At 37.3% G+C, this 24,853-nt stretch carries 22 protein-coding genes and 1 tRNA gene; 12 read left to right on the forward strand and 11 right to left on the reverse strand.

The features are described from left to right. Positions 1-106 precede the first annotated feature (106 nt). From pstA to H6G25_RS06225, 5 genes are all read left to right on the forward strand, one after another. Positions 107-988 (forward strand): phosphate ABC transporter permease PstA, encoded by an 882-nt coding sequence (pstA, locus tag H6G25_RS06205; protein WP_190391726.1) that lies wholly within the window; start codon positions 107-109, stop codon positions 986-988. 21 nt (positions 989-1,009) lie between these two features. Then, positions 1,010-1,789, forward strand: a complete 780-nt coding sequence (gene pstB, locus H6G25_RS06210; protein WP_190391727.1) for a phosphate ABC transporter ATP-binding protein PstB — start codon at positions 1,010-1,012, stop codon at positions 1,787-1,789. Positions 1,790-1,876: 87 nt separating this feature from the next. Next, positions 1,877-2,473 carry a chromophore lyase CpcT/CpeT gene (locus H6G25_RS06215; protein WP_190391728.1) on the forward strand — a complete coding sequence of 199 codons (597 nt, stop codon included), beginning with the start codon at positions 1,877-1,879 and terminating at the stop codon, positions 2,471-2,473. Between the two features lie 133 nt (positions 2,474-2,606). After that, positions 2,607-2,677 (forward strand) — tRNA-Cys (locus H6G25_RS06220). 89 nt (positions 2,678-2,766) lie between these two features. Continuing rightward, positions 2,767-3,873, forward strand: coding sequence for a helix-turn-helix domain-containing protein (locus tag H6G25_RS06225; protein WP_190391729.1), 1,107 nt, complete (start codon positions 2,767-2,769; stop codon positions 3,871-3,873). A gap of 651 nt (positions 3,874-4,524) precedes the next feature. On the opposite strand, the gene queC is transcribed toward H6G25_RS06225, so the two are convergent. The 5 genes from queC to H6G25_RS06250 form a co-directional block, all read right to left on the reverse strand. Beyond that, complete coding sequence (gene queC / locus H6G25_RS06230; RefSeq protein WP_190391730.1) at positions 4,525-5,226, reverse strand: 7-cyano-7-deazaguanine synthase QueC; 702 nt, start codon at positions 5,224-5,226, stop codon at positions 4,525-4,527. Between the two features lie 334 nt (positions 5,227-5,560). Then, positions 5,561-6,394 carry an SWIM zinc finger family protein gene (locus H6G25_RS06235; protein ID WP_190391731.1) on the reverse strand — a complete coding sequence of 278 codons (834 nt, stop codon included), beginning with the start codon at positions 6,392-6,394 and terminating at the stop codon, positions 5,561-5,563. A 262-nt stretch (positions 6,395-6,656) separates the two neighbouring features. Further along, positions 6,657-7,880, reverse strand: a complete 1,224-nt coding sequence (locus tag H6G25_RS06240; RefSeq protein ID WP_190391823.1) for a bifunctional sterol desaturase/short chain dehydrogenase — start codon at positions 7,878-7,880, stop codon at positions 6,657-6,659. 72 nt (positions 7,881-7,952) lie between these two features. Further along, entirely contained in the window at positions 7,953-8,381 is a 429-nt protein-coding gene (locus H6G25_RS06245; RefSeq protein ID WP_190391732.1) for a hypothetical protein, read from the reverse strand. Between the two features lie 118 nt (positions 8,382-8,499). Then, positions 8,500-10,308 (reverse strand): ABC transporter transmembrane domain-containing protein, encoded by a 1,809-nt coding sequence (locus H6G25_RS06250; RefSeq protein WP_190391733.1) that lies wholly within the window; start codon positions 10,306-10,308, stop codon positions 8,500-8,502. A 483-nt stretch (positions 10,309-10,791) separates the two neighbouring features. Between H6G25_RS06250 and H6G25_RS06255 the strand changes: the two genes are divergently transcribed. From H6G25_RS06255 to H6G25_RS06265, 3 genes are all read left to right on the forward strand, one after another. Next, a complete protein-coding gene (locus H6G25_RS06255; RefSeq protein ID WP_028083460.1) occupies positions 10,792-11,208 on the forward strand; it encodes a DUF1824 family protein in 417 nt (138 codons plus the stop codon). 70 nt (positions 11,209-11,278) lie between these two features. Continuing rightward, the gene (locus tag H6G25_RS06260; RefSeq protein ID WP_190391734.1) at positions 11,279-13,183 is read left to right on the forward strand and encodes an ABC-F family ATP-binding cassette domain-containing protein; all 1,905 of its coding nucleotides are present in this window, start codon (positions 11,279-11,281) and stop codon (positions 13,181-13,183) included. A gap of 510 nt (positions 13,184-13,693) precedes the next feature. Then, on the forward strand, positions 13,694-13,876 hold the full coding sequence (locus tag H6G25_RS06265) for a hypothetical protein (RefSeq protein ID WP_190391735.1): 183 nt from the start codon (positions 13,694-13,696) through the stop codon (positions 13,874-13,876). Between the two features lie 457 nt (positions 13,877-14,333). Here the strand turns inward: H6G25_RS06265 and H6G25_RS06270 are convergent, their stop codons facing one another. From H6G25_RS06270 to H6G25_RS06280, 3 genes are all read right to left on the reverse strand, one after another. Further along, entirely contained in the window at positions 14,334-15,980 is a 1,647-nt protein-coding gene (locus H6G25_RS06270) for a lipoxygenase family protein (RefSeq protein WP_190391736.1), read from the reverse strand. 21 nt (positions 15,981-16,001) lie between these two features. Next, the gene (locus tag H6G25_RS06275) at positions 16,002-17,336 is read right to left on the reverse strand and encodes a cytochrome 450 (RefSeq protein ID WP_190391737.1); all 1,335 of its coding nucleotides are present in this window, start codon (positions 17,334-17,336) and stop codon (positions 16,002-16,004) included. 74 nt (positions 17,337-17,410) lie between these two features. Further along, entirely contained in the window at positions 17,411-17,989 is a 579-nt protein-coding gene (locus tag H6G25_RS06280) for a Uma2 family endonuclease (protein ID WP_190391738.1), read from the reverse strand. Between the two features lie 338 nt (positions 17,990-18,327). Between H6G25_RS06280 and H6G25_RS06285 the strand changes: the two genes are divergently transcribed. From H6G25_RS06285 to H6G25_RS06300, 4 genes are all read left to right on the forward strand, one after another. Beyond that, positions 18,328-19,008 (forward strand): ATP-dependent Zn protease, encoded by a 681-nt coding sequence (locus H6G25_RS06285; protein WP_190391739.1) that lies wholly within the window; start codon positions 18,328-18,330, stop codon positions 19,006-19,008. A 35-nt stretch (positions 19,009-19,043) separates the two neighbouring features. Further along, on the forward strand, positions 19,044-19,898 hold the full coding sequence (locus tag H6G25_RS06290) for a Uma2 family endonuclease (protein ID WP_190391740.1): 855 nt from the start codon (positions 19,044-19,046) through the stop codon (positions 19,896-19,898). Positions 19,899-20,201: 303 nt separating this feature from the next. Then, positions 20,202-22,844, forward strand: coding sequence for an alanine--tRNA ligase (gene alaS, locus H6G25_RS06295; protein ID WP_190391741.1), 2,643 nt, complete (start codon positions 20,202-20,204; stop codon positions 22,842-22,844). Between the two features lie 86 nt (positions 22,845-22,930). Continuing rightward, on the forward strand, positions 22,931-24,163 hold the full coding sequence (locus tag H6G25_RS06300; RefSeq protein WP_190391742.1) for a PIN domain-containing protein: 1,233 nt from the start codon (positions 22,931-22,933) through the stop codon (positions 24,161-24,163). Between the two features lie 8 nt (positions 24,164-24,171). Here the strand turns inward: H6G25_RS06300 and H6G25_RS06305 are convergent, their stop codons facing one another. The 3 genes from H6G25_RS06305 to H6G25_RS21490 all read right to left on the reverse strand — a co-directional run bounded on the left by H6G25_RS06305 (position 24,172) and on the right by H6G25_RS21490 (position 24,789). Beyond that, positions 24,172-24,369 (reverse strand): DUF2281 domain-containing protein, encoded by a 198-nt coding sequence (locus H6G25_RS06305; RefSeq protein WP_190391743.1) that lies wholly within the window; start codon positions 24,367-24,369, stop codon positions 24,172-24,174. A gap of 61 nt (positions 24,370-24,430) precedes the next feature. Beyond that, a complete protein-coding gene (locus H6G25_RS06310) occupies positions 24,431-24,646 on the reverse strand; it encodes a type II toxin-antitoxin system HicB family antitoxin (RefSeq protein ID WP_190391744.1) in 216 nt (71 codons plus the stop codon). After that, the gene (locus H6G25_RS21490; RefSeq protein ID WP_347239148.1) at positions 24,646-24,789 is read right to left on the reverse strand and encodes a type II toxin-antitoxin system HicA family toxin; all 144 of its coding nucleotides are present in this window, start codon (positions 24,787-24,789) and stop codon (positions 24,646-24,648) included. The genes H6G25_RS06310 and H6G25_RS21490 overlap by 1 nt, the downstream gene beginning before the upstream one ends. Positions 24,790-24,853: the final 64 nt, after the last annotated feature.

Consider the following 24,853-nt stretch of genomic DNA (forward strand, 5'->3'; position numbering starts at 1 on the left):
CATCCTGTTCATCTTTTAATCCTGGATATCCTGATTCTGACATTGTACCTAACTAGCGATTTACGTTGGATAATAAACAATCTAAAATCCAAAATCCAAAATTAATATGAGTGATTCTTTCAATTCGGAAATAGATCAATCCATAGCGGCGGAATTATGTAAGCCCTTACCCGCCAGTAGACAAGTATTTTCATACTTAATGAATAGCATAGCTTTTGGTTTGACCGCATTAGCACTCTTACCATTATTATCCTTATTGTGGGAAATCCTCCACAGAGGAATTTCTGGTTTTAGGTTACAAATGTTATTTAGTCCATTGATTGAAAATGGCTTTGCTAATGCTATTCTTGGTACTGTACTCATGGTAAGTATTGGTGCATTATTCAGTATTCCTGTGGGGGTAATGACGGGAATTTTCTTAGCGGAATTTAGTCAAACCAACCCAGTCACTCAATATGTTAGATTTATTACTAGCATTATCACGGGTGTGCCTTCAATCGTGGTGGGGATGTTCGCTTATGGTGTGATTGTTTTAACAACTAAGCAATTTAGCGCCATTGCTGGCGGTTTTGCTTTATCTGTCATCATGCTACCCGTGATAGTATTGACGACAGAAGAGGCTTTAAAGTTAATTCCTATACCTCAGCGTCTCGCATCCGCCGCTTTAGGGGGGACTCGCTTCCAAACTACTTTTCGCGTGATTATTAGTGCTGCTATTCCCGGAATTACTACGGGTATTTCCTTGGCCATAGCTCGCGCTGCTGGTGAAACCGCACCACTAATTTTTACCGCTTTATTTAGTCAAAATTGGTCAGATAGTTTATTAAGTCCTACTGCTTCGTTACCAGTATTGATTTTTAATCTTTATAATAATCCCGACCCAGCAGTAAACCAATTAGTTTGGACTACTTCTATCATTCTTCTGACCATAGTGCTATTTTTTAGCTTGATATCTCGCTTAATCTCTCAGAAAAGTAAAGCCAATTAAAAACGTTTTTTGCATTAAAATATGAGTAATCTAACAACTGCTATCCAAGTCAAAAATCTTAGCTTTTATTACGGCAACTATAAAGCTATTCAAGGGATATCATTGGATATCTATAAAAACCAAGTTACCGCACTAATTGGTCCTAGTGGTTGTGGTAAATCTACATTCATTAAAACTATTAATCGCATTAGTGAATTAGAGGGAAAAGTCAAAGTTGAAGGTAGTATCGAATTTTTTGGTCAAAACATCTATGACCGTGACATTAATATCAATCGTCTGCGTCGGGAAATTGGTATGGTATTCCAAAAACCAAACCCTTTTCCCATGAGTATTTATGAAAATATTGCTTACGGCGTAAAAATTGCCGGCCGATGTCCGAAAGTAGAATTAGATGAAATTGTGGAATCCGCGCTTAAAGGTGCTGCTCTCTGGGATGAGGTCAAAGATAAACTAAAACAATCTGCTTTTGGGCTTTCTGGTGGACAACAGCAGCGTCTTTGTATCGCTAGGGCTTTAGCAGTCAAACCCAAGGTGTTACTCATGGATGAACCTTGTTCAGCCCTCGATCCTATTGCTACCATGAAAGTGGAAGACTTGATTCACAAATTGCGAACAGAATTTACGATTGTGATTGTCACCCATAATATGCAGCAAGCAACTCGTGTTTCTGATTTCACGGCCTTTTTCAGTACCGATGAAAGTCGCATCGGTCAGATGGTAGAATTTGGTGCTACCAGTCAAATCTTTGGTAGTCCCTTAGATGCTCGTACCCGTGACTATGTTTCTGGACGTTTTGGTTAAATACGGATAAGCTCAATACAAGATGTAGCTTGAGCCTCATCAGGATTTAAAATCATAAGCATTCCTCATGCAAAATCCAAAATTAGTATGACTCATTCTACAGATATTACCACCTTAGCACGGTGGATGGCGGCCGATTTTAGCAATCAAGCCCAAGTTTTTGAGAATCCGGCTTTTTTTGCCCATATTCGCGTATGTATGCGTCCCCTAAATTGGGAAGTATTATCAGGGGTGAGTTTGTTTGTAGAACAAGCTTACGACTATATGCTGAATAAACCCTACCGCGTGCGGGTGTTACATCTGACAACTGTAGGGGATAAAATCCACATTGAAAACTATACAGTCAAAGCAGAAAAAGACTTTTACGGTGCTTCTCGTGATTTACCCCGGTTACAAACTTTAACAAGCGATCGCCTAGAAAAGCTTTCTGGTTGTAACATGATTGTAGAATGGACTGGCAGCCAATTTAAAGGCACAGTCGAACCAGGAAAGGGCTGCATTGTCATCCGTGACGGGCAAAGAACCTATTTGGATAGTGATTTTGAAATTGATGGTGAAAGGTTCATCAGCCGCGACAGAGGGCGAAATCCTGAAACAGATGAGCATATTTGGGGTTCGGTCGCTGGTCCTTTTCACTTCCTGCGGTGGGGGAATTTTGCCCAAGAAGTCAAATTAAATCCTTAAAATCCAATACAGGACTGGCTTTCAGTCTGTCCTGTCTGTGAAAAAAATTAATAATCAAAAGCATAATTAAAAAAATTTCTCCTAGATAGTGCAAATTGGGAAAAATGGTGCTATCATAAGTAATCGTAGGCGCGGCGACATAGCCAAGTGGTAAGGCAAGGGTCTGCAAAACCTTCACCCCCGGTTCAAATCCGGGTGTCGCCTTTGCGAAAAACCAGCCAAAACCAAGCATTTCCAGGTTTTAGGTAATAAATTATGTAAATTATGGGACGGGTTTAATACTGGGAATTACCATGATTGAGACAACCCGACCATTTACTCCAGATTGGGTATCTCCTCCCGGTGATACCATTGCTGATATATTAGAAAAGCGTGATTGGACACAGGCGCAGTTAGCAGAGCGTTTAGGCTACACTACCAAACATATCAGCTTGTTAATTAATGGCAAAGCACCTATCAATGAAGAAACAGCCCTGAAGCTGGAACGAGTTTTAGGGAGTACAGCCGCATTTTGGCTCAAGCGTGAAGCCCAATATCGCGCTACTTTGGCTAAGAAAGAAGAGGAAACCCGCTTAAAGGAGTGGATATCTTGGTTAGATCAGTTACCAGTTAAAGAATTAATGAACCAAGGTGTAATTCCTAAATGTAATTTAATTGCTAAAAATAAACCAGGAGTGGTAAAAAATTTATTACAGTTTTTTGGTGTTGCTTCACCGGAAGATTGGCAGAAATACTACGGAAGTTTAGAAGTTAATTTTCGTCGCACCCGCGAAGAACAAAGTGATGTTGGTGCTATTGCTGCTTGGTTGCGATTGGGGGAAATAGAAGCAGAAAAGTTAGATTGTCCTAAATACAGTAAATCAAAGTTTGAAAAAGCGGTGCAGGAAATTCGCACTTTGACGGTGTTACCACCAGCAGAATTTGAACCACGGATGCAACAATTATGCCGAGAATCTGGGGTTGTGTTGGTTTTAATACCATCAATTAAAGGAGCGTACGTTAGTGGTGTAGCGCGGTGGTTAAATCCCCATAAAGCACTGATTCAACTTTCACTTTACGGTAAAACTAATGATCGGTTCTGGTTCAATTTCTTCCATGAAGCTGCACACATCCTATTACATAATAAAGAAAATATTTTTCTCGATGAATGGGATAGTGGGAAAAGTTTGGAATCTGAACTAGAACGGGAAGCTGATCAATGGTCGCGGGAATTTTTAATACCTTGTGAGTATGAAGGAGAATTAGCGCAACTTAAATCTAAAGCTGATGTTGTTGATTTTGCAGCGCGTATTGGTATTCATTCTGGAATTGTGGTCGGTCGCTTGCAACATGATCATCTAATAGATCGCTCTTGGATGAATGGTTTGAAGGAGAGTTTTTGTTTTCAAGGAGTAGAATAAGTTCAAGATGATACAAGCCGATACGTTAAAATCAGGGTGGCAAATTTGGCGATTTGATCAAATTGCAACTAGTGTTAATGACCGCATTAACCCACATTCAGCATAAATAAATATACTCAAAATATTTTTCCAGCAGGTTATTTTGTCAAAATTGGCACTCAAAATAATCTTTTAATTGTGGAATAAACACTTTACTCCGACTTGTGCCTTGAAAGATGTGTTTTTCACGGTATGGAGATTGCATAAACTTCCCATAGCAACAAACAATTACGACAGCCTCATTTGCTTTATTCAGTACGTCTTGGTTAAAGTGGTTTCCTAATTGTTTCATTTGATTTTCAGTTGTGTGTGGTGCGGCGTGGAATCTGTAGCCCTTTACCCTTTTTTCCTTTACCCTTATAAGCATAGTGAAACGAAGCGATCTTAAAAATTTTTTTGGCTTATTACATGGTCTTAAAGTGGGACTTAAATTAATAGACATTTGGTGAAAATTAAATATGCGTGACTTACAACCCTGATAGAGACGTGACCTGGGTAGGGATTCTCGGCTCTACAATCCTTACCTCCAGATGTCTAATAGATTGGGGTAAAATTGGGGTCAATAGATGTTGGATTTTGGATTGACTCTACTCTAAAGTGTGTAATTCCACCTTACCTTACCTTTCTAAACTTCCAAATAGGGTCTTCAATCCCAGCCTCACGGAATCCACGGTCACGTATTAGGCAAGCATGACATTTGCCGCAGCCACCTTTTATGCCACCATAACACGTATGAGTCAACTCAAATATTTCTGAAAATTTGTCGGCTAACAAATCTTTTGCTATTTTCACACTCTCAGCTTTAGTTAATTGCATCAATGGAGTGTGAATTTTAAAAGCTGTTGGATCACCCCAAATTCCCTCACCCAGGGACTTAGCCATGGCATCAATAAACAACTGACGGCAATCATAATAACCAGCAAAATCTGCTTCACAAACACCTATAAAGATATTTTTGATCCCCATTAGAGTAGCTCGGTTCGCTGCTATTGTGAGAAACAAAATATTCCGTGCTGGAACGAAAGTCGCTTCCACCCCACTTGGCAATTCAGCAGTTGAGTTATATTGACTAAGTGGGGTATTGGATATTAATGGTGAGGTTCCCTTGAGAATTGACCCCAAATCAACTATTTCGTGGCTTGCTAATTCAAGAGTCTTGGCAATGGCGATCGCACTTTCTAATTCAATTAGATGACGTTGTCCATAGTTAAAACTTATAGCATGAACTTCATGAAACTGTTCACGTGCTAGAACTGCACAGGTAGTAGAATCCTGTCCACCACTTAATAAACATAACGCTTTAGATTGAACCACTCTGTATTCCTAATTAATAAAACTACTTTTTATAATAACCCAAGTAATAACCCAAGTAGGTTAAGTGCATGGATTCCACCTGATAGACCGCGTGGTGTAGCCATCTTGGCCGCCAGACTTATACAAATTAAATGCACAATAACTTACCTGATAAGTTAGGTGAACGGAAAAAAACCGACATAAGTAACGAAAAGTAAAGTTGCCCAAAACCTGTTCCCAGTTAAGAGTTCCCAGTTAAGAGTTCCCTGTTCCCTTGTCATAACGACAATTTTTAACGCCAATCTACTTAACTGAATGTTTACGATATTTGTTAATTTACATTATAACTTTAAATTTATCCCCCTATATTCATCGCCGCTAAAAAAGCCTTTTGACTGACATCTTTATACAATCCTTGCAGGTATTTTATTACCAAATCACCATCGGGTGAATTATTTGTATTTTCCTCATCTTTAGCTAAAGGAATTGTCCCTAATACATCTAATACTGTGTCGTTTACTGGTGGTGAAATTACTACTAAAGAAGATTCTAAAGGTTCTTCGTATTTCCAGAAAGAATTTATTTTAACGACAGATTGATTTTTGGGACTTTCAGGTTGAATTTCTGATGTTTCTGGAATCGTTTCTACATTTTTACGGCTGCGTAATTGACGTAAATCGCTGATAATTTGCTCTTTTGTGCGTCCTCGTAATTGAAATAAAACAAATGGATCTTCACTAAAGCGATCGCCTAATTGATAATATACCGCACCTATATGTTTACAAGGAACTGCTTGATCAGGACAAGAACATTTACTGTAAACATCAGTGAGAGTAAAGGGAAATAATGACAACCCGTTACTTATAAAAACTTCTTCGATGTTTTGTGGCATTTCCCCTGCTAATAACTTAGCCTCAAAAATCACCTTCTGTGACATCGTTTCGATAACATAATCCCATTCTTCTTTGCTAAAAGTATCCAAAGATAGAGTAACTTTATAGGGTTCTACTTCACTACCCTGGACCCTAGCTAATACTTTCTCACCTGTAAATTTAACACTCAAAACATTTCCTTGTCGAGAATAATTTCTAGCTCGTTCTAATCGCTTTTTAAATCGGTAAGAATCTAGTAAATCTAGCCACCTTTGTGACCACCATTCCCGACCTGCTTGTAAGGTTTTATCAGTCATATTATTTACCTTTTGCATTTTGACTAAAGAGGGATAGTAAAATGGTGAATAAATCGATATACTAGCGTTAATTGTTTTCCCTCATCCAACTGGGGTTAAATACGACTAACCCCAGTATACTATGTTATTTTGAGATTAGATAATTTTCACAAATACAAATCATTAGTTATCTTATTTGATACGAACCACTCCAGGCACAGAGGACACGGAGGTGGAGAGAAAGGAGACTGTTAGATTTTATTTAGCAATGTTATTTTTATAATTATTCGCTTTTCATTCCTTTACTAAAAATCTGATAGTATAACCAGGTGCTAAATTCTTTGAGGGGAAATAGTATATAGGTCAAGGGGTTGACTGTGACGATAATATTTCTAAAATCTCGTTTGGCGAAAAATAAAATTCCCTTTGCTACTTGGGACGCTGACATGATACCATAGGGGTTTAATTGACTTTTGAATGGTCCGCAAATTAATTTGCGAATTACACAATTTTGATCTAATCTTTTGAGGGTGACAATATCCCCTAATGCTCTTTTACTCAGTTCATACAAAGGGCTGAAGGCTGGGGAAACTTCTGCTTCTGATGTATTTACCCAAATTTCTTTGGTGGCTTTGTCTTGGGGTCCTCTGACGGTTGCAGAAAAAATATCTATCAATTTTAAGGCGGAAAATGTGTTAATTTGATAGGAGTTATAAATGGCGGTAGAATCTCTATTTCCATAGACATTTACCCCATGATTGATAATGAGAATATCAACTTTTTCTAAACTTTCCTGTAGTTGTGCTTCATTACCCAATTCCCATTTGATAACTTTAACACGCGGTTGAATTGTAATTTTTTCCGGGTTGGTTGTTAATGCTACCACTTTGGCGTTATGCTTTAATAATTCTCCTACTAGTGCTTGTCCTAATGCACCAGAAGCACCTGTTAAAGCCACTGTTTTACCTTTGAGAGAAAGCCCTGTTCCCAGAATTTTATCTACTAGGGGAAAAACACCACTATAGTAAGCATTAACATCATCAAAATGATGTCGCCAATGATAGCTTCTATTTACCCACCAAACGGAGGGAATTGCGTCTAATGCTCCGGGTAAATGATTGTAGTCTGTATCTATTGTTCCTTGGAAATATCGCAGGGATGCACCGTATAAAAAGGTAACAGCATAAGCGACTCCTAACCATAACCCCCATTGATGGGCTACTAAGGCAATTATTGTTAAGATGATTACTAGTATCACCGATTCGACGATATCGTGATACAATTGGGAGTCTACGTAGGCTTTTTGGGAAATTAAAGTTAAATCCCGTTTATATACAGCATGATGTTTATTATGCCATTTCGCTAACCATGTTATTTGATGACACAAAGCATGATAAGCATCTCTGACAATTTCCGCGAGTAGGAGGGAGGAAAATCCCCAGGTTGTGAACTGGATACAGTTATTTACTAAAACCGAGTCAATAGTTAAGCTTTGAGCCAAAATCATCATTTTTCTAGTAGTAGCACTCTTTCTGATATTGTGTGTTTTTTCTAATCTATTCTAGCAGAATCAATGCTTCTAGCGATCGCTAATTTGCTCAATTAATCGCTGTTCTAGTAAATCCAATAATCCATCTACATCTTTTCCTATTTCATGAAAACAGGCTTCTGGTGATGATTTGGGTGCGAATTGGATTAGTTTAATTTCTCCTTTACCAATTCCAATCATGACTACCTCTGTTTCGGGTTTATTATTATCAATAATTCCCAAAATTTCTTGGAGACGATTTTCAACTCGCTCATTGAGTTTTTCTATTTCGCTTTGGGGACAGTAGACAAAATGGGGAGTGGGTTGTAAATCAATACCTATAGTTCCCTGACTATTGCCATTTTTTAACCACAACCCCCAAAAAAGTGCAGCTAGTTCTGGCTGATTGTTTTTGACAAATTTATCCAATTGTCTGCGCCATTTATTGTCTGCTGTTTCTGGTTGGGGAATACTAAACATGATCGTTAATTGGTAATTTTATTTGGTTCTTAGGTACTTGTTATGCTAAACCGAGAAGTTGAGAGTTCCCTCCAGTTTATCATACTAACTCCGGTAGAGTCTTTTATGATAATTTTCTCTATTTTAGCCCAGATTGCACCAGCCAGAGACTGGTGTAAATGCCATTTTTTTCTAACAGTTGTTCATGAGTTCCTGCTTCTACTAATTTACCATGTTCCATGACATAAATACAATCAGCGTTGCGAATTGTCGAAAGACGATGAGCTATAGCTATAGTAGTCCTATTGACCGTAATTCGTTCTAGGGAACGTTGAATTGCGGCCTCAGTTTCATTGTCTACTGCTGAAGTAGCTTCATCTAAAATCAGAATTGGTGGATCTTTTAATACTGCGCGAGCGATCGCAATTCGTTGTCTTTGTCCTCCAGATAATTTTTGTCCTCTTTCCCCTACTATTGTCTCATAACCTTGGGGTAAATTCATAATAAAATCATGAGCTTCTGCTATTTTCGCGGCCATGATGATCTCTTCATTAGTAGCAGTGAAAGTACCATAGCCAATATTTTCTCCCGCTGTACCATGAAATAGAAAGACATCTTGACTAACTAAACCAATAGCGCGGCGTAAATCTCGTAAATTTAACTGTTGTAAATCAATTCCATCCAGAGTGATTTTACCATTTTGTACTTCATAAAAACGCAGTAATAACTTAACTAAAGTGCTTTTCCCTGAACCTGTTGAACCGACAATAGCAATTGTATTTCCCGCTGGAATTTCTAAGGATAAGTTCTTGATAACTGGGTTTCTATTCTGATAAGCAAAGCTGACATTTTTAAATTCTAAAGCTCCCCGAATCATATCTATGGGTAAATCAATATTTCCCCCAGGAATTGTCATAGGAGTATCTAATAAATCCATGACTCGGTTAGTAGAAGCCATAGCTCTTTGATATAAATCAAAAGTATCTCCTAATCTGGTTAATGGCCATAATAAAAGCTGCACTAAAAACACCAAAGAACTATAAGCACCAACAGCCAATCTTCCGGCTACTGTTTCCATACCGCCGAATAATAGCAATATTGTAAAAGCTATTAAAATGAACATCCGAATGATGGGAATATAAACCGCAGATAAGGCGATCGCTACTTCATTACTTTGACGATAAGCATTACTTTCTAATTCTACACGAGCAGATTCATAATCTTCGGCTGTAAAACTTTTAATGGTAGTAATTCCGCTCAAATTATTAGACAGTCTACTATTTAATAAACCTACTTTTTCCCGAACTTCAGCATAACGAGGGGCGAGAAATTTCTGAAAAACTATCGAACCACCGAGAATAAAAGGCATGGGTAAAATTGCCATCCAAGCCACACTAGGAGCTAAAATAAAAAATGCACCACCAACGATGATAATAGTTGTAGTGACTTGAATAATATCATTTGCACCCACATCTAAAAACCGCTCTAATTGGTTAATATCATCACTGAGGATAGACATTAAACCCCCCGTACTACGTTCTTCAAAATAAGCTAATTCTAATTCTTGCAGGTGTTTATATGCGGACAATCTTAAGTTATGTTGAATATTCTGCCCCAAATTGCGCCATAATAATTTATAGGCATATTCAAACAATGATTCCAACACCCAAGTAATCACCGTCAACAAGGATAAAATCAGGAATTGCCCATAAATATCTTTGACACCTAACCCAGCAATGATAGAATTATCTTGCTTGACTACCACATCCACCGCAATCCCAATTAATACAGGTGGTGCTAAATCAAAAACTTTATTCAGGATAGAAGCGCCAATGGCCAGCCGAATTTGTTTAGTATACTTGTGTCCATATTTAAGTAGACGCTGGAGAGGATGTACAGAATTTGTACGCCTTTGTGATAATCGGGGAGATTTCAATGGTATACTCACATTAATTGCTAATTACTCGCATTTAATATTACCACATAATCGAGTTAATTAGTTATAAAAATTGAAATAATAGATACAGTTATCTACCTTCAGGAATAAATTGGCATCTATCGTCATCAAACTTTGATGATTTGCTATTCTCAAAGTAATCTGGATTATTGTCACCAAAATATAGCCCGTAGCACAAAAGATAATATGCAAAAATTGTTAACTTGTAATTTGGCAAACTCCAGTTTTAGGAATTATATTAGAAAAATATTGTCGGCCAAATTATTGCTCCCCAGGTCAAACCGCAGGGTATAATGACAGTTCCTAGAGACCAGATGTGCTAATTTTCAGTGAAGACAACTAATCCAGCCAAGATTCTCGCTTAAACTCAGGGAATATGTCATATCAATCTTGATTTTGTTCAAAAATGCTAGTAATGTGATCAAATCTCACTCCCAAAACCTAAACCAGACGTAAAACTAGACAAATAATATTATGTCTACTCCCAATTATCAGCAACTCTCACTGCCAGAAGCCAGGAAAATACTCAACAAATTCAACTGTCTGGATATCGCCCCCATTCTGAAACCGTCGGAGAAAATTCCCACCCGTGAGGCATTAATTTTTGTCACCAGTCTGACTGATTATCAAATTTTAGGTATTTGTGCTGATACAGCCGAAGAGGGAATTTTAGCCATGAAAACCTATTCTCGCGCTTTAGGTTATCAACCACCAACTGATTTACCGCAACCAGAAGGACCAGTTTACATCAAATTAAATGGCAAAAATGGCTTGTGTTATCTCGATTCCTATTCTGGTCATCATCGGGGAGTGCTAGTATCTTGTCAGTCCTATCAAGAGGGAGGAGTTAACGAAATGTATGGACATTTACCCCTCGATTTATTTGTCTAGAATTTCGTTTATAATCGTCTTTAGGGTGGGCATTGCCCACCTCATTCTTAATCACTAGTTACCAGATAATATGAGCATTGTTACATTACAGTCAGTTAAAAAAGATTTTGGAATTAAAGAACTCTTAAAAGATGCTAATTTTAGTCTTGATACTAATGACAAAGTTGGTTTGATTGGTACTAATGGTTCTGGTAAATCAACTTTATTAAAAATGATCGCCGGCTTAGAATCAATTGATAGCGGCCAAATTTTAGTTAATTCCGGTGCGAAAATTGTTTACCTACCCCAACAGCCAGATATAGACGAAAATCACACAGTTTTAGAACAGGTATTTGCTGACAGTGGTGAACAAATGCACCTAGTTAAAGAGTACGAAGAATTGTCTGATAAATTGGCACATTATCCCGATGATAGTCAATTAATGTCTCGTCTTTCCAGTGTAATGCAGCGCATGGATGCCACAGGTGCATGGGAAGTAGAAACCAACGCTAAAATCATTTTAACAAAACTAGGAATTGCTGATTTTGATGTGAAAGTTGGTACATTATCAGGGGGATATCGCAAACGCATTGCTTTAGCCGCAGCCTTAATATCAGAACCTGATTTATTATTAATGGATGAACCGACAAACCATCTTGATGCCCTGTCTGTAGAATGGTTACAAAGTTATTTAAATCGCTATCGTGGCGCACTTTTATTAATTACCCATGATCGTTATTTTCTAGATAGAGTTACTAATAAAATTATTGAAATTGATCGCGGTGATATTTACACTTATACTGGTAATTATTCCTATTATCTAGAAAAGAAAGCCTTAGCTGAAGAGTCTGCTATTAGCACTCAACGGAAACATCAAGGTATTTTACGACGAGAATTAGAATGGTTGAAAAAAGGACCAAAAGCTAGAAGCACGAAACAAAAAGCCAGAATTGAACGCGCTCATGCTTTGCGAGATACTGAGTTTAAACAACTTAATGGTAAGGTTGATATTTCTACCATTGGTCGTCGCATTGGTAAGAAAGTTATTGAACTGAAAAATGTTAGTAAAGCCTATAATGGTAGAACCTTAATTAAGGATTTTACATATCAATTTAGTCCAGAGGATAGAATTGGTATTATTGGTGGAAATGGTGCAGGAAAATCTACCTTAATGGACATTATTACCGCCAGAGTCAAACCAGATTCTGGTATTGTAGAAATTGGGACTACAATTCATATTGGTTATTTTAACCAACATTCAGAAGAATTGTTAACGGCTGTGAATGAAGATCAGCGAGTAATTGATTATATTAAAGAAGAAGGAGAATTTATTGAAATATCCGACGGAACTAAAATCACTGCTTCCCAAATGTTAGAGAGATTTTTGTTTCCAGGAAATCAACAATATGCACCCATTCATAAACTTTCTGGCGGAGAAAAACGTCGTTTATTCCTATTGCGTATTCTTATTAGTGCGCCCAATGTCTTGATTTTAGATGAACCGACTAATGATTTAGATGTCCAAACATTAGCAGTATTAGAAGATTATCTGGAAGATTTTAATGGTTGTGTAATTGTAGTTTCCCATGATCGTTACTTTTTAGATCGGACAGTAGATACAATTTTCGCTTTGGAAGCAGGGGGAAGTTTACGTCAATATCCAGGGAATTACTCCATTTATTTAGATTATAAAAAATCTGAGGAAGCCCAACCACAGGAAACACCAAAGGCTGTAATTGTCGAAAAGGTGACATCTCCAGTTATAGAGACCAAAAAACGCCGCAGGTTATCTAATTGGGAAAGACGGGAATTTGCAGAATTAGAAGGAAAAATTGCCAAATTAGAAGCGGAAAAAACAGCATTAGAAAAGAAATTAGCAACTATGGCGGGGAATTATAGCGAAGTGCAAAAACTTTATGAACAGGTGGAAACCCTCAAGAAAAATATTGATGTAGCCACGGAACGTTGGTTAGAATTAGCGGAAATGGAGTCTTAGGTTGCAATTAAATTAATCCTCTTGTTGAAATCTTCAAATATACGTAGGGTGGGTTAGCAAAAGCGTAACCCACCATCTGATTAGGTAGTTATGTAAAATAAATTGCATATCTCATATAACTCATGCTTATAAGAGCTAATACATATATCTAAATTATTTAATAATTTAGGTATATATTTATATTTAAGTTAATAGGCAAAAGTGACAAAATTCCTACAGTAGTGCAACAATTATGTCCCTTTTTTTAGCTATTTTTAATCCGTAATTGTCTGTTTTTTAGTAATGTTTTCAACTTAAAAGTCCAAATTTACGGATATTTGTGCGTGAAATACTGTTATCATCAAGCTATTGAAAGTGACAAAACTGAAACAATTATGTCACTTTTATTTTGTCTAAGTCTCTAGACAGAGGTTTTTATTTTTAATAAGATGTAGTCAGGAAATGAAAAAGTACAACGTTTCCGATTTTTTCTAGATTTTTTGACTTTTTAAAACCAAGGAGAATACAAAGATGGCTAATATTGTAATATCTGAACTACATCCTGCTGGTTCTGATTTTTTTATCGATTCTGAAAGCTTTTTGTATGAGCTAACTGATAACGAAATTATGGTAATCTTAGGTGGTAAAATATGGCCTCTTTATAATCTGAAGGGAGAACTAATAGGCTATGTTGATGATGGGAAGCCTTCATAGCCCAATAGGGAATGTTGGGAACGGGAAGTAAGTATTTGTAGGGTGCGTTAGCATGAGTCCTAACGCACCAAGAGCATCAAACTAACGCTATTTTCTCGTTTTTCCTCGTTCCCAGTCTCCGACTGGGAATGCCACTGAGAGGCTCTGCCTCCATAACTTAGTATCAATGAAGGCAGAGCCTTCCGTAATTCATTCCCATACAGAGTATGGGAACGAGAAACGAGAACATTTTTGTGTAGAATTTCTCGTTCCCAGTCGGAGACTGGGAATGCTACTTAGAGGCTCTGCCTCGATAATTTAATATCAATGAAGGCATAGCCTTCCGTAATTCATTCCCATACAGAGTATGGGAACGAGAAATGTTGCAATAAACTATCATATCTAATGAGGAATAAAACACCCCATTTTAATATTATTAAAAATTATTAAAATGGGGTTTTGTCTATTCTGCAATTAGTTAAATACTAATACTGTTAAGAATGAGTCTTGGTTGGAGATATTCGTAATGTACTAAACGTCCCTTATTATTCAATTCAATTTTTCTCTGTACCATATTCAATTCTTGCTGAAATTTATTCACAACTTGGTCAGCATTTGGATCTGTAAATTCTTCCTCTTCATAATATCCCAGTCTGTCATAACGATAGTCTGAAAGTATGTACACAGTTGATAATTGGGTATTTGTGGGTTTGGCAGGTGGTAGAAAATCTATGAGGGCTTGACGGTCTTTAATATCACCCTTTTGTTGAATTGGTTGATAAGCAGCTAGGGGCATATTAGGAATAAAACCCATGTATTCATATTGGGAGAAATTAACCGCCGAATGCTGCGGACCACAAATATATATGATAGTAGTAACAATCTCAACTAATTGTTCTAGGGTATCAATGCGATCGCTCATACCCTTAACTCTACCACCATCCTGAGCCACTAATTCCCGCGCCCAAGCTTGCAGTTCTCCGTCTGCTTTCAAGTCTGCTGGACTCTGATAATAAAGCTGCAAATAGTTAAAGACAAACTTATTAATCGCATTCCATAACAAAATTCCATCATCCCGATAAGGATAATGTGGCAAGTTTTTCACATCATCTACACCGCGATTTTTGAGTTCCCTGGGTAGAGCAAACTGGTCTAGACTCCAACTTTTATAGGCATTTACCACAATTTGCAATGATTCTTGCAGAGTTCCTGCTAATAATTCATCCACAAAACCGCCCCTACTAACCAGACGCTTGCGAGCTAAATCATTATTAGCCAACATAAACCGGAAATGGGGTTTGAGTAATATTCTCAGAGGATGATTTTCAGCCAGTTGACGGGGGGTGACAACAGCAAAGGGTTCCATTACCAGGTGAGTCCGGCATAAATGGCTGCTCATTTCATGATGATTAGCATCAGCAATTTGCACACAGGACTTAGCATAAAACCAGGTTAAAGGGTCATCAAAAGGAGTTAGCAAGGGGCTGACTTTACCTGCTTTGGGATTGATTTGAATGGCTACAGGGACTAATTGGCCTCGATCTTGAAAGCCTGAACTGCGCCAACAGAAAAAGGCTAGAGGTGCTGGTAGGTACTTTTTTCCTTTGGCATAAGTGCCACCTTGAACGAACGCCAAGGATCTATAATCAGCGACATATAGATTTCCTGTGGCCAATCTTTCGATTAAATTAATAGAATTGCCAAACTTATCCTGTAATTCTTCGATGGTAAAGGCAAAGTTAGCTGGCATTTGCTTAATTTGACGTAAAACCATCGGATTTACCCCACAAAGCCGTTGTTCGGCGAAGGAATCATCGGTTTCATAGGTTTTCATCACATTAGGTTTTTGCAAAACTGGGAAAAAGTCCTCATAATCTTGCAATTCATCTAAAGGATCCCACATAGCATGAGTTTTAACAGCCATCATATTTAGAGGAAGTTCTGCTGCCTCTAATGTCCGTTCAGCAATATACTTGGTAGAAAAATTCTCTGCGGGAGGTACGCTTTTGAGCATCGCCATAGGCGGCAAAAAATCATACATGAATTGATACTCTTTGCGGCCTTTCTCTAGAGAAGATTGGCGTTGTGCGGGGTTTGGGTCATTTTGAGGTAGAAATGGCTGCATAATATTTATTTATGATATGGACTAGGATATTTGGCTTAAGTAAGAGCGACGAGCTTTACCCACGGTAATAATAACATTGGTCAGCATTTCTAATGCTAAGTCTTTCCCCGGACAAATGCGGCCTGCATGACGAGAACCAACGGAATTAAAACCCATGTGAAAAGGGCAAAGATTTTCTCTGTTTGCATTAAATTCATAAGCAGTTTTTCCCCAAAAATCTTCACTTAACATCCCCAAAAGCATAGGAATTAAAATTTTAGTTCCTTTCGGAAAGGTTCGCGCTTTACCTGCCAATGTCACCCTAAATGGTTCTGTAGCCACTCGGTGAGAGGCACTTACAGGCATAAACAGACGGGCGCATTCTAACAGAAAAAGTTGAATACTAGGACGATCATTAAGATCGAGCCTGTCCCAATAACTCTTAATGTCAATTTTATCAGTTTGACGACCTTGGTAAGCAGGAAGGGATTGATAACCCATTGCTGTTTTTCCCAAGTGTAGCGGACCTTGCAACCCGGCAATACTCATTAAAGACACCATCAGTTTTGCAAGTTCTCGCCGCGTCATTTTATGATATTTAGGGTCGTTCTCTTGAAAATTAGCTAAGGCTGGAGAATTTTCGTAAATCGTCGCTACTTGCTCCACTAGTTTAGGAACTTGACGAAATCCCCATATATTTAACTTTTCTAAACTACTGCTGCCAGCAAAATAATATAATGTTCCCCTTTTGGTATAGTGTAGGGTTGTAATAATTCTTATTGTTGCTTCATCATCAGGATTAATGCCAAAAATAACGTAGTGAAGATACCGGACTAAAAAGCCCATCCAATCCCGTTGATCATTATTGAAAAATTCTTCTAAAGTATTATTGGTAATTCTATCTACATAATCAGCCGCTAACTTATTTAACAACCGTTGTGCTACTTGATCATTTTGACGCATTACCATGCCTTCATTAAAGAAGTAATTATCAACACACTGACGGAAAGCATCATGATTTTCCCCACCGGCTGCTGGGTCTGAGAGAGTAATTAAAAGAACATTGCGACCTCCTTGATCAATTCCCGGAGCATGACTAGAACTCAGCATAGAAGTTCCTAGTCTCCAGTCACGGGCTTGGGGTGAGGTTAAGGCAGTTTCTAGGGTTTTAAAGTCTCCTAATACTACTTCCCCCGCACAACAAAAGGCATCCCCCAGCACTTGCCTTTTTCTATCTAGGTAAGGTGGATCATTGGCAATTGTTCCCTCTATAAAACTGATTATAGGCAAAAAGGTACGGCTGACTGGGTTTTGAGGGTTCTCTATTGCCCAAGCTTGAAAGTGATTCAGGGTTTTGTCTAATAATGTTGGTTGCATAAAGGTTATTTTTCTTTTGAAGGATAGTTAAATTTAGTCGAAAATCCAGTTTTGATCAATATTTTTAATATTTTTTAATTTTTGATATTTATTTCTTCTATCACATCTTCATAAATATCTGCCATTGTCAAAGTTAAGTTAACTGAATCTAAATGTAATTTATCATCTTTTCCTAATACTTCCGTTGACCAATTTCCTTGATCATCTTGACGACAAACCTCCACTTTTATTTGATTTTGGTAAATTAGAACATATTCCTTTAAACTGTCTATAGTTTGATAATTGATGCGTTTTTCACGTTTGTCTATTGTTGCTGTGGAATTAGATAAAACTTCTATAATCAAATTAGGACGAGTTTTAAAGTACCTTTCCTTATCTTCAGGATCACAAGTAACAATAATATCAGGATAGTAGAATATATTAGCATTTCTGATTTTAACTTTTACTTTCATATCTGACACGAAAGCACGACAGGAACTACCACGCAAATGAGGACGTAATATAGCGATAATATTACCTTTTATCAAACTGTGATCTTCGCTTGCACCCGCCATTGCAAAAACTTGTCCGGCCACATATTCATGGCGAATATCGCTAGATTTTTCAGCGTCTAGGTATTGTTCAACACTAATAATACTTAATGGAGATTGCATAATTTTGATTTGATGGCTGAGAAATTAGGTATAATTCTATTTTATTAGAAGTAAGTGAGCGGAAAAAAACCGACATACAGCACTTCCCGATGTTATGAGGTACAAGAACCCCACCCCCAACCCCCTCCAATATCAAAAGTTTATCCTTTTCTTCCCCCCGCTGCGGGGGGATTGAGGGGGGTGCGAGGAGGGGGCTTAAGATGTACCTCATAAGAGCGGAAACCCCTGTAAGTAACGAAAAGTAAAGTTGCCCAAAACCTGTTCCCTGTTCCCTGTTCCCTGTTCCCTTGTCATAACGACAATTTTTAACGCCAACGTACTTATTAAAAAAACTTCCCATGAGCCAAACTGCGATAAATCTCGTTGCTATATCTGTTTTCCTGATGACTTTTTCTACTTTATTAGGACCGTTAATACATCTTTCTCCCACAATACCAGCTTTAGCTACAGTGACGTTTTTAGGAATTGCAACTTTAGATAATTTCAGCTTTCAAGGTAAGGGAGGAACGATATTTTTAGATTTCCTGGCGCGATTTTCTCCAGAATATAAAGAACGCATTTTACATCATGAAGCAGGTCATTTTCTCGTGGCTCACTTGTTAGAAATTCCCATAACTGGCTATACTCTTAGTGCGTGGGAAGCTTGGAAACAAGGACAACCAGGACAAGGAGGGGTATCAATAGATGATAGGGAGTTAACAACGCAAATAGAAAAAGGTGAAATTAGTACCCAAATTTTAGAGCGCTATTGTACAATTTTAATGGCGGGAATTGCTGCGGAAACTTTGATTTTTAATAGTCCTCAAGGTGGAAATGATGATAAAATTAAGTTAATGCAATTTTTACAAGTTCTTGGTTTTTCTGAGGATATTTATCAGCAAAAACAACGGTTTCATTTGCTGCAATCTAAAAATCTGATTCAGGAGAATTGGGAAAGTTATCAAGCTTTGGTGGAAGCAATGAAAAAAGGGGTTGATGTTGAAGAGTGTAAAAAGGTGATTCGTGAGAGTGCGACATAATAGAAATATAAATTATAGCTTGAGGACAGTGAAAAATGTATCAAATAGATCCGCCACTTTCCCCTAAAGAAACATTACCCACAATGTATGATCTACCGAGTGAAGATCCAGAGGAGAAAGGTTTGCCAGATCAATTCCATTTATTACAACCACAATTATTATCAGAAACATTTGCACCTGCTAATTATCACAGTGAGGAAATATTTACAGGTAGTGACATGAATCTGTATTATGATTCTCGTCATCCATTGTGGTATAAACGTCCTGATTGGTTTGCGGTTTTAGGTGTACCATATTTATATGGTGATCATCAAGATCTAAGATTAAGTTATGTAGTGTGGCAAGAAGCTGTTAATCCCTATATTATCGTTGAATTGCTATCACCAGGAACAGAAAAAGAAGATTTAGGTCAAACATTGCGAGATGTGGAAAAACCCCCTGTTAAATGGGAGATTTATGAGCAGATTTTAAGAGTACCTTATTACGCAATTTTTGATCGTTATCAATCTGAGTTTAGAATGTTTCAGTTAAATGGCGATCGCTATACTGAAGCAAATTTAACAAATTCCCGCTTCTGGATACCCAGTATAGAATTAGGTTTAGGAGTTTGGGAAGGAAGTTATAAAAACGTCAATATGCCTTGGTTGCGTTGGTATGATAAAAATGGTAATTGGGTATTAACTCCCGCAGAATGGGAAAAACAACGCGCAAATCAAGAAAAACAACGCGCAAATCAAGAAAAACAACGCGCAAATCAAGAAAAACAACGCGCAGACCAAGAAAGACAACGCGCAGACCAAGAAAGACAACGCGCAGATCAAGAAAGACAAAAAACAGAAAAATTAATTGCACAATTGCGTGCTTTAGGTGTTGAACCAGAGATAGATTAAATAGACATCTTTGGTCATTAAATGTGCATAACCTAAAACTCTTGTAAGGACAATTCATGAATTGTCCTTACGATAATTTTCACAAGATGTCTAATATTTTTATATCCAATCTCCATCAGATCCTTGGAAATATAATTAAAGTATAGGAATTGACGGTAATTTGATACTAATCAGTAATGGTAAATTCTGACAAAAAATGCTGAAAGCTGAATATTTTTCATCTTTGCTGTCATAAGTTATAAATAGTAATGATGCTTTTTGCAGATTTTCCCAATTTAATTAAATTTGATTTCTTAAACACTCATGTCTTCAACTCTCCAGTATCTTAGCGGTAACGATATTCGTCAATTATTCCTTGATTTCTACACACAGCGAGGACACCAACCGCTTCCAAGCGCTTCCCTTGTTCCTGAAGATCCTACTGTGCTGCTGACTATAGCAGGTATGTTACCATTTAAGCCGATTTTTCTGGGACAACGGACACCGGAATTTAAACGCGCTACAACTTCCCAAAAGTGCATTCGTACCAATGATATCGAAAATGTGGGACGCACTAAACGCCATCATACATTTTTTGAGATGTTGGGGAATTTTAGCTTTGGTGATTATTTTAAAGCACAAGCGATCGCCTGGGGTTGGGAATTATCTACTCAAGTGTTTGGGATTTCCCCTAAAAATCTCGTTGTCAGCGTGTTTGAAGAAGACGACGAAGCTTTTGCTATTTGGCGCGATACTATTGGTGTAACGGAAAAACGCATCAAGCGCATGGGTGCTGATGATAATTTCTGGGTATCGGGTATTACTGGTCCCTGTGGTCCTTGTTCGGAAATTTATTATGATTTTCACCCGGAATTAGGTGATGATCATATTAATTTAGAAGATGATGGGCGTTTTATCGAGTTTTATAACTTGGTATTTATGCAATATAATCGGGATGCTTCGGGAAATTTAACGCCGTTACAAAATCAAAATATTGATACGGGAATGGGTTTGGAAAGAATGGCGCAAATCCTGCAAAAAGTTCCTAATAATTATGAAACAGATTTGATTTTCCCAATTATCGAAACTGCGGCGAAAATTGCTAAAATTGATTATCACAAAAGTGATGAAAATAGCAAAACTTCCTTAAAGGTAATTGGTGATCATGTGCGTGCTGTGGTTCACATGATTGCTGATGAAATTCGCGCTTCTAATGTTGGTAGAGGTTATGTTTTACGGCGTTTAATTCGTCGGGTAGTTAGACATGGCCGATTAATAGGAATTGCTGGGGAATTTATTAACCAAGTTGCAGAAACCGCAATTTCTCTTTCGGAATCAATTTACCCCAATTTGCGACAAAGAGAAACTGCTATTAAAGCCGAATTACAAAGAGAAGAAGTTAACTTTTTGAAAACTCTTGATAGAGGTGAAAAGCTATTAGCTGAAATTATCCAAGATATCAAACAAAAAGGACAAACTTCTATTACTGGGGAAAGTGCTTTTACTCTCTATGATACCTACGGTTTCCCCTTAGAATTAACCCAAGAAATAGCAGCCGAAAATAACCTCACTGTTGATGTTGATGGTTTTAATGCAGAAATGCAAAAACAGGTAGAACGGGCAAAAGCAGCACACGAAACTATTGATTTAACTGTACAAGGTTCTTTGGATAAACTAGCAGAACATATTCACTCTACAAAATTCATTGGTTATACCCAATTAACAACTACTGCAAAAATCGAAGTTTTATTAGTTGCTGGTGTTTCCCAAGAAGCAGCAGAAGCAGGAACAGAAGTACAAATTGTTCTCGATAAAACTCCTTTTTACGCTGAATCTGGGGGACAAATTGGGGATAAAGGATATATTAGTGGTGATGGTGTTTTAGTCAGAATTGAAGACGTGAAAAAAGAATCTGATTTCTTTATTCATTTTGGATACATTGAACGTGGTACAATTAGAATTGGTGACAATATTACCGCCCAAATTGATCGCGGTTGTCGTCGTCGCGCTCAAGCTAATCATACAGCAACTCATTTATTACAAGCTGCTTTAAAGAAAGTTGTTGATGAAGGAATTTCTCAAGCTGGTTCTTTAGTTTCTTTTGATAGATTGCGGTTTGATTTTAACTGTCCCCGCGCTTTAACCGGTGAGGAAGTTATCCAAATTGAAGAATTAGTAAATAGTTGGATTTCTGAAGCCCATGGTGCTACAATCGAGGAGATGCCCATAGCAGAAGCAAAAGCAAAAGGTGCAGTGGCCATGTTTGGGGAAAAGTACGGTGATCAAGTGCGCGTGATTGATTTTCCCGGTGTTTCCATGGAATTATGTGGGGGAACTCATGTTAATAATACGGCGGAAATTGGCGTTTTTAAAATCATTTCTGAAGCCGGAGTTGCTTCCGGGGTGAGAAGAATAGAAGCGGTTTCTGGGGCGGCGGTATTGGATTATTTGAATGTGCGTGATATGGTAACAAAAGATTTGTGCGATCGCTTTAAGGTCAAACCCGAAGAAATACCCGACAGAATCACCACCTTACAAACCGAACTTCGCAACAATGAAAAAGAAATTCAAAGCCTGAAATCACAGATAGCAATTGTTAAATCTGACAGCTTACTACAAACTGCGGAAATCATCGGAGAACATAAAATTATTGTTGCTCAAATGGCAGATATTGACCCAGAATCATTAAAAGATGCTGCGGAAAGATTACTGCAAAAAATCGGTAATGGGGCGGTGGTTTTAGGTTCTATTCCTGAAGCCGGAAAAGTGAGTATCGTTGCAGCATTTAGTTCTGAAGTGAATAAAAAAGGAATCCTAGCGGGAAAATTTGTGGGAACGATAGCGAAAATTTGTGGAGGTGGAGGTGGTGGAAAACCCAATCTCGCGCAAGCTGGGGGACGTGACGCGAGTAAATTACCGGAGGCTTTAGAAACTGCAAAAAATGATTTGTTAGCAGCGTTGAAATAGGAGTTTGAAGAATGATGTAGAGACGTTTCATGAAACGTCTCTACAATGTAATATCAATTTTATATAATGATCTGAGAGAAACAAACATGAACGAAAAAAATAAAGGAAACCAAGATGAATTTGATATTTTTATTGCTAATTCTATCTTTCCTGAAGCAGCTTCTATATTTTCCACACATATCAAAACAATTAAGTCAATAAAAAATACTGCAATAATTGTAATGGATACAAACGCATTGCTTGTACCTTACAACGTGGGAAAAGACAGTGTGAGTCAGATAAGGACAACCTATGAAAAGCTGGTTAAAACAGGACAACTAATCATTCCTGGACAAGTCGCTCGTGAGTTTGCAAATAATAGAACAAATAAAATATTAACATTATTTCAACAATTGACACGAAAGCAAAATAGTATAACTAACTTACAAAAAGGTAAATATCCACTTTTAGAATCATTGCCTGAGTATAAAGAAGCTATTCGACTTGAAGAAGAAATTGATCGTCTTATAAAGGAATATAGAAAGACAATAAGTAGCGTTTTAGATCATATACGGTCATGGAGATGGGATGATCCTGTAAGCCGCTTATATGCAGATTTATTTACAGAGGAAATAGTTTTTGATCTTTCAATAGATCAAGACAATATGAAAAAAGAATTGAAAAAACGGCAGATACATAAAATTCCACCTGGATATAAGGATGCGTCGAAAGATGATTCAGGGATCGGCGATCTACTAATTTGGTTTACAATTTTAGAGATAGGTAGATCAAAAAGTAAAGATGTTATTTTCGTATCAGGAGATGAGAAGCCAGATTGGTGGGATATAAGGGAAAATCAATCTATATATCCACGATATGAACTAATTGATGAGTTTAGACGTAAATCTGGAGGATATTCTTTTCACATTATTCATTTCTCACAGTTCTTAGATTTATATGGTGCTAGTGAAAGTGCTGTAGAAGAAGTTCGTGAGGAGGAAAGTAAATTAAGTACAGAATTTAGTTTAATTGGTGAGTTTATTCATAAATGGCAAATCCTTGAAAGAACTCTACTGTCAAAATGTAGTTTAATAGAACCCAATTTACCTGATAGATGGAGGATGAATCTTAGAGAAGTTGCTGATCAATTGTACAGGCAAAGACTAGTAGATAAAATGTTCGTATTAGAGTTACAAGAATTAAATATTATCAGAAATCTTATTGTACATAAAGGAGAATCTGAAATAGATAAAATACCGTCTGAAATCAAAGAAATAATTTTAAGACTGGATATACTTATTGATATAGCCAGCAAAATATCATTTGACAATGTAGACTGAAACGCCTTTTATAAACTCTGCCATGCTGCATCTTCCTCTGATTTTAACCAATCTTTTTGCAGCGAAGATTCACTCATGATCGTGATTTCTAGCATCTTATTTTGTTGGTGCTTCGTTTGTAAAAACTGCACAAAATCTAATATTTCCTGTAACACAGGTTCAGGTAATTTTTCTAATTCTTCTGTTATTTGTTCTTTAATTGTCATTTGAATTTTACCCTTTCCTAATTGTCAAAAGATATGATATCAGCTTCAGCAGTAATTGTATTTATATCGTTACTGCTACTTTACTTACTTCTGTAGAAGGTTCAGGTATAGATTTTCCATCTTCTTTCAATACTTCCAAATACAATTCTATAGCTTCTTTAATATTTTCCTGTACTTCTGCTAAAGTATCCCCAATGCTGACACAACCGGGTAAGTCAGGAACATAAGCACCCCAGTTTGTTTGACCACGTTCATAAATTACTGTGTATTCAATCATTATATTTCTCCTAATTTTGCTTGCTTCCAAATTGATGAAAGTGTACCTATGGGAATATCATCACTTGGTTTTCCAGGTACAACTACAATACCTGATTTATTTTCATTTTTGAGGATACGGTGACTACCTCTAATGCAATCTATATACTAAGCATCTTCTTCTAGGATTCTGAGAACTTCTTTAACTTTTATTGTTTACTATCATAGC

Origin of the sequence: Dolichospermum sp. FACHB-1091 (assembly GCF_014697585.1) — a bacterium.
Classification (GTDB): Bacteria; Cyanobacteriota; Cyanobacteriia; order Cyanobacteriales; family Nostocaceae; genus Dolichospermum.

Excerpts from the sequence above, each read along its gene's own strand:
- H6G25_RS06245 (WP_190391732.1), bottom strand. The coding sequence starts at position 8,381 with ATGTTTAGTATTCCCCAACCAGAAACAGCAGACAATAAATGGCGCAGA.
- H6G25_RS06240 (WP_190391823.1), bottom strand. The coding sequence starts at position 7,880 with ATGATTTTGGCTCAAAGCTTAACTATTGACTCGGTTTTAGTAAATAAC.
- H6G25_RS06265 (WP_190391735.1), top strand. The coding sequence starts at position 13,694 with ATGGCTAATATTGTAATATCTGAACTACATCCTGCTGGTTCTGATTTT.
- H6G25_RS06255 (WP_028083460.1), top strand. The coding sequence starts at position 10,792 with ATGTCTACTCCCAATTATCAGCAACTCTCACTGCCAGAAGCCAGGAAA.
- H6G25_RS06275 (WP_190391737.1), bottom strand. The coding sequence starts at position 17,336 with ATGCAACCAACATTATTAGACAAAACCCTGAATCACTTTCAAGCTTGG.
- H6G25_RS06225 (WP_190391729.1), top strand. The coding sequence starts at position 2,767 with ATGATTGAGACAACCCGACCATTTACTCCAGATTGGGTATCTCCTCCC.
- H6G25_RS06285 (WP_190391739.1), top strand. The coding sequence starts at position 18,328 with ATGAGCCAAACTGCGATAAATCTCGTTGCTATATCTGTTTTCCTGATG.
- H6G25_RS06260 (WP_190391734.1), top strand. The coding sequence starts at position 11,279 with ATGAGCATTGTTACATTACAGTCAGTTAAAAAAGATTTTGGAATTAAA.
- H6G25_RS06300 (WP_190391742.1), top strand. The coding sequence starts at position 22,931 with ATGAACGAAAAAAATAAAGGAAACCAAGATGAATTTGATATTTTTATT.
- H6G25_RS06235 (WP_190391731.1), bottom strand. The coding sequence starts at position 6,394 with ATGACTGATAAAACCTTACAAGCAGGTCGGGAATGGTGGTCACAAAGG.
- H6G25_RS06290 (WP_190391740.1), top strand. The coding sequence starts at position 19,044 with ATGTATCAAATAGATCCGCCACTTTCCCCTAAAGAAACATTACCCACA.
- H6G25_RS06270 (WP_190391736.1), bottom strand. The coding sequence starts at position 15,980 with ATGCAGCCATTTCTACCTCAAAATGACCCAAACCCCGCACAACGCCAA.
- pstB (WP_190391727.1), top strand. The coding sequence starts at position 1,010 with ATGAGTAATCTAACAACTGCTATCCAAGTCAAAAATCTTAGCTTTTAT.
- H6G25_RS06305 (WP_190391743.1), bottom strand. The coding sequence starts at position 24,369 with ATGACAATTAAAGAACAAATAACAGAAGAATTAGAAAAATTACCTGAA.
- H6G25_RS06280 (WP_190391738.1), bottom strand. The coding sequence starts at position 17,989 with ATGCAATCTCCATTAAGTATTATTAGTGTTGAACAATACCTAGACGCT.
- H6G25_RS06215 (WP_190391728.1), top strand. The coding sequence starts at position 1,877 with ATGACTCATTCTACAGATATTACCACCTTAGCACGGTGGATGGCGGCC.
- alaS (WP_190391741.1), top strand. The coding sequence starts at position 20,202 with ATGTCTTCAACTCTCCAGTATCTTAGCGGTAACGATATTCGTCAATTA.
- H6G25_RS06310 (WP_190391744.1), bottom strand. The coding sequence starts at position 24,646 with ATGATTGAATACACAGTAATTTATGAACGTGGTCAAACAAACTGGGGT.
- pstA (WP_190391726.1), top strand. The coding sequence starts at position 107 with ATGAGTGATTCTTTCAATTCGGAAATAGATCAATCCATAGCGGCGGAA.